Genomic DNA, 5,065 nt, shown 5'->3' on the forward strand with positions numbered 1-5,065 from the left:
GTGCACGATCTTTCGGTTGACCGCACGACCAGCCAGAAAGGCAGTATCAGTCAGTACACGGCCGCCGAACTGGCTGCCATGGATGCGCGAAGAAACACCAGCTCCTGGCCCACACCCACGGGAATTCCCGCGCTGGAAGACCTTCTGGACCGGTTCGACGACCTCGAACACCTGCAACTGGAAGTCAAAAAAGACACGCGTCAGCGCCTGAACATTCTCAGCAATCGCCTGACAGAGGTTATACAGCGACGCAATCTGTATCAGACGGTGGCCATAACCTCTTCCGACACCTGGTTTCTGAAACAGATCCGGCGGCGGAACAAGAACATCCGCATCGGCCTGGTCGCAGAGCGCAAATTCCCGCGCCCCTTGAGCATTGCGGGCCAACTCGGCTGTGAGTATCTCTGCATCAACTGGAAGCTTTGCTCGAAAGCGCTGGTTGAAAAAGCCCATCGAAAGGGCATGCACGTGTCCACCTGGACGGTGAACCGGATTCACGACATGTTGCAACTGGAAGAAATGGGCGTGGACAGCATCATCACTGACTATCCCACCAGCACCCGCATATTCTTCGACAACAGGGCCAGGTCAGCCCTGTCATTGCCACAGAGTCACGCCGGGGTGTCGGCCAGTAAAGAGGCCCTGTCAGCGGGCTGAATTCGGGATATGGAAGGTTAAGCCGGGGTCAGTCGTAGGCTTTCTTCTGACCCCTGGTGTGGCCTGCCCCGTTAAAAGATCCGGTTCAGACCGTTCAACGCCGCGACACGGTAGGCTTCCGCCATGGTCGGATAGTTGAACGTGGTATTGATGAAGTAGTTCAGGGAGTTGGCCTCTCCTTCCTGATTCATGATCGCCTGGCCGATGTGGACGATTTCCGCCGCCTGGTCACCGAAACAGTGGATACCCAGAATCTGACGGGTTTCCCGGTGAAACAGAATTTTCAGCATTCCTACCGCTTCTCCGGTAATCTGGGCACGGGCAAGATCCTTGAAGAACGCCTGTCCAACCTCGTAGGGCACCTTGGCTTCCGTCAGTTCGCGCTCGGTTTTACCAACGGAACTGATTTCCGGAATGGTGTAGATCCCGGTCGGCACATCCGACACAAAGCGGAAGTATGCGTCATCCACAATATCCGAGGATGCAGAGCGGCCCTGGTCATAAGCGGCGCTTGCCAGACTTGGCCAGCCGATCACGTCGCCCGCCGCGTAGATGTTGTCCACTTCGGTGCGATAGTGCTCGTCAACGGCCAGTTGCCCACGGCCATTGGGTTCCAGACCGATATTTTCGAGGCCCAGCTTCTCGGTGTTCCCGCTGCGACCATTGCACCACAGGAATGCATCCGCACGGATTTTCTTGCCCGAATGAAGCGACAACACCACACCGTGGTCGTCGCCCACAACCGACTCGTACTGCTCGTTGTGGCGAACCAGAACGCCATTATTCCGCAGGTGGTAACTCAGGGCGTCGGAGATCTCGTCATCCAGGAAGGACAACAGCCGGCTACCCGGGTTGATCAGGTCGACTTTTACACCCAGGCCCGCAAAGATCGAGGCGTACTCTGACCCTATGACGCCAGCGCCATAAATAATCAGTGTGCGAGGCGTGTGAGACAGGTTCAGAATGGTGTCGGAGTTATAGATACGGTGATGACGGAAGTCCACATCGGGTGGCAGGTAGGGCCTGGAACCGGTGGCGATGATCGCCTGCTTGAAGTGCAGCGTCTCGGAGGACTTGCTACCCCGGACTTCTATGCGGTTCTGGTCGACAAAAAAGGCCCGGCCGTTTATCAAATCCACGCGATTGCGAGAGTAGAACTGCGTCCGGAGCTTGACCTGCTTGCCGATGACCTTCTGGGCATTCTGAAGCACTCGCGGGAAAGAGAACCAGCGAGGCTCCCCGATATCCCGGAACATCTGGTTGGTGTTGAACGTAATGATCTGTTTGACGGAGTGGCGCAGCGCCTTGGAAGGAATGGTGCCCCAGTGGGTGCAGTTCCCGCCAACGGTAGGCTTGTCTTCGATGATCGCGACACGTTTGCCGTGTTTCGTCGCATTCATCGCCGCGCCTTCGCCGGACGGACCGGCGCCGATAACGACGACGTCGTAATGATGTTCTGCCATGCGCGCAGTGACTCCTTATCTACGTCGTGAAAAGATGGTTGTAATTGTCAAAAACAGATCAGTGCTTGCTGGCCTTGCTGGCGTCGTAAGCCAGAGCCTCGGGCTCTTTACCCTCGTTGGCCAACCGTTCGTTTTCTTCTTCGCACTTCTGGGTATTACCACCGCAGATATCACAGGACTGGCTGATACCAAGCGCGCCAATACCGCCGCAGGTTCCGCTGATGGGCTTGCGCCCGAGGATCACGCCAATAGACATGGCTGCAACCAGCAAAACCACGATGAAAAGAACCAAAAGAAAGGTACCCATGTTGCCCTCCCCTCATTGAGTCACGTAGGACGAAAAGGCCGGCGTCTGGTGCGTCTCGAAGCCTTCATCCGTCCTGACAATAAAATAGGCCGGGATATTTTCCCTTACCGCGAGCTCATTTGCCCGCTCGTAGCCCATCACATTAAAACCGGTTGCCAGAGCATCTGCCGTCATACAATCGTCCGCGATAACGGTTACTGATGCCAGCTTGTGAGCAATTGGCTCACCCGTTTCAGGATCTATTGTATGGGAATACCGACGCCCTTCCGATTCGTAATAATTACGATAATCACCTGATGTTGCCATAGCACGTGATTCCAGCGCCACCACGCGGTTTACCGCGCGCCCTTCCGCCATCGGCTGTTCTATGGCCAGTCGCCAGGTGCTGCCATCAGGTTTACGGCCATTGACGCTAACCTCTCCGCCAATCTCCACCAGGTACGCCTCCACGCCTTCGCTCTCAAGAAAACGGGCAACCGCATCTACACCGTATCCCTTGGCGATAGCCGACAGATCCACATATTGCGGTGGTGTCGCACGCACGGCGGGCGGATCGACCCGCAGCTCGAGCTTCTCGAAGCCAGTGGCGGCAAGAGCCCTGGAGAGAGATTCTTCTGACGGAATCTGCTCCGGGCGCGCCTCGGGGCCGAACCCCCAAAGATTTACCACCGGGCCGATGGTCACATCAAAGGCACCAGCGGTCATCGTTGAGATCTCTTCAGCCTTCTGAAGAACACGGAGCAAGTCCGCTGACACCGGAACCCACTCGGATTGATCGGATCGTTGATTGAAACGGGACAGCTCCGAATCCTCGCGCCAGGTCGACATTGACGCATCAACCCCTTCGAGCACCTCATCGATACCGCTGGCCAGAGTTTCAAGCCTCTCCTGATCCTCGGTCAATACGACATTGATGTGGTAGCTGGTGCCGAAGACAGGTCCGGAGATTTCCCAGATTTTTTCCTCTGGCTCAAACGAACAACCCGCCAGAACGGCAAAGGCCAGCGCTGTAAAAGCGCTGGCCAGGGCCACCCTGGCGGGTCGTACAATGCTGAATGTCATCAGAACTGCTTAGCCTCCAAAGTCATCCAGCATGATGTTTTCATCCTCTACACCCAGATCTTTCAGCATCTTGATGCAGGACGCGTTCATGATTGGGGGCCCACACATGTAGTATTCACAGTCTTCCGGAGCCGGGTGGTCCTTCAGATAGTTTTCATACAACACGTTATGAATAAACCCGGTCGGGCCCTGCCAATTGTCCTCGGGCAACGCATCGGAAAGTGCGACATGCCACTCGAAGTTGTCGTTTTCTTCCTGAAGCCCGTCGAAATCTTCCACATAGAACATCTCGCGAACACTTCGTGCGCCATACCAGAAGCTGATCTTGCGCTTGGAGTTCAGACGCTTGAGCTGATCGAAGATGTGGGAACGCATAGGCGCCATACCGGCACCGCCACCAATGAATACCATTTCGGCATCGGTCTTCTTGGCGAAGAACTCACCGAACGGCCCCATAACGGTGACCTTGTCGCCCGGCTTCAGGTTGAACACGTAGCTCGACATGATGCCCGGATTGTGGTCAGTGCCCGGAGGCGGCGTGGCGATACGGATGTTGAACTTGAGAACACCCTTCTCTTCCGGATAGTTTGCCATGGAATAGGCCCGGATGGTCTCTTCCTTGTTGACCGCCTTGTAGCGCCAGATGTTGTGCTTGTCCCAGTCTTCGTGGAACTCTTCCTCGATATCGAAATCCTTGAAGTCGATCTCGTAGGGAGGACACTCGAGCTGAACGTAACCGCCGGCCCGGAAGTCAACTTCCTCGCCTTCCGGCAGCTTGAGCACCAGCTCTTTGATGAAGGTGGCCACGTTGTGGTTGGAGACAACCTCGCATTCCCACTTCTTGACGCCAAAGAACTCTTCCGGCACTTCCACCTTCATGTCCTGTTTTACAGGAACCTGGCAGGACAGGCGCCAGCCCTCTTTCTCTTCACGATTGGTGAAGTGGGTCTTCTCTGTTGGCAGCATGGCACCGCCGCCCTCGAGAACCTTGCACTTGCACTGGGCGCAGGTACCGCCGCCACCGCAGGCAGAGGACAGGAAAATACCACTGTTAGCCAGAGTACCGAGCAGCTTGCCGCCGGCTTCGGTCTTCAGCGTGTGTTCGGGATCATCGTTGATCTCAATGGTCACATCACCGGTGCTTACCAGCCTGGACCGGGCCGCAAGAATCACTGCGACCAGGGCCAGAACGATAACGGTGAACATGACCACGCCGAGAATAATTTCTGTATTCATGGTCTCGCCTTTTCGTTAAACCGAATCACCGGGTGAATTACAGTGAGATACCGGAGAAGGACATGAAGCCCAGGGACATCAGACCAACGGTAATGAAGGTGATACCCAGACCACGCAGGCCTTCCGGAACGTCACTGTACTTCAGCTTCTCGCGAATACCCGCCAGGGCGATGATCGCCAGGGCCCAGCCAAGGCCGGCGCCGAAGCCATACACCACACTCTCGCCGAAGGTGTAGTCACGCTCCACCATGAACAGCGAGGCACCCAGAATGGCGCAGTTCACTGTAATCAGTGGCAGGAACACACCCAGAGCGGCGTAGAGTGCCGGGATATACTTGTC

Annotated in this window: 6 protein-coding genes; 1 reads left to right on the forward strand and 5 read right to left on the reverse strand. The window is 56.1% G+C overall.

What is annotated here, in order from left to right; all coding sequences use genetic code 11:
* A partial coding sequence (locus B2W52_RS08435; RefSeq protein ID WP_286802452.1) for a glycerophosphodiester phosphodiesterase occupies positions 1–657 on the forward strand: 657 nt, incomplete at its 5' end.
* Positions 658–728: 71 nt separating this feature from the next.
* Here the strand turns inward: B2W52_RS08435 and sthA are convergent.
* The 5 genes from sthA to B2W52_RS08460 form a co-directional block, all read right to left on the reverse strand.
* Positions 729–2,120 carry a Si-specific NAD(P)(+) transhydrogenase gene (sthA, locus tag B2W52_RS08440; protein WP_286802454.1) on the reverse strand — a complete coding sequence of 464 codons (1,392 nt, stop codon included), beginning with the start codon at positions 2,118–2,120 and terminating at the stop codon, positions 729–731.
* 58 nt (positions 2,121–2,178) lie between these two features.
* Positions 2,179–2,427, reverse strand: coding sequence for a (Na+)-NQR maturation NqrM (nqrM, locus tag B2W52_RS08445; RefSeq protein WP_008175057.1), 249 nt, complete (start codon positions 2,425–2,427; stop codon positions 2,179–2,181).
* Positions 2,428–2,439: 12 nt separating this feature from the next.
* Positions 2,440–3,489: an FAD:protein FMN transferase gene (locus B2W52_RS08450; RefSeq protein WP_008175059.1), complete on the reverse strand. Its 1,050-nt coding sequence runs from the start codon at positions 3,487–3,489 to the stop codon at positions 2,440–2,442.
* A 9-nt stretch (positions 3,490–3,498) separates the two neighbouring features.
* Complete coding sequence (nqrF, locus tag B2W52_RS08455) at positions 3,499–4,725, reverse strand: NADH:ubiquinone reductase (Na(+)-transporting) subunit F (protein ID WP_008175061.1); 1,227 nt, start codon at positions 4,723–4,725, stop codon at positions 3,499–3,501.
* Between the two features lie 37 nt (positions 4,726–4,762).
* On the reverse strand, positions 4,763–5,065 hold a 303-nt coding region (locus B2W52_RS08460), incomplete at its 5' end, for an Rnf-Nqr domain containing protein (protein ID WP_286802460.1).

The sequence above is a fragment of the Marinobacter sp. UBA2498 genome (assembly GCF_002341575.1).
Taxonomy (GTDB): Bacteria; Pseudomonadota; Gammaproteobacteria; order Pseudomonadales; family Oleiphilaceae; genus Marinobacter; species Marinobacter manganoxydans.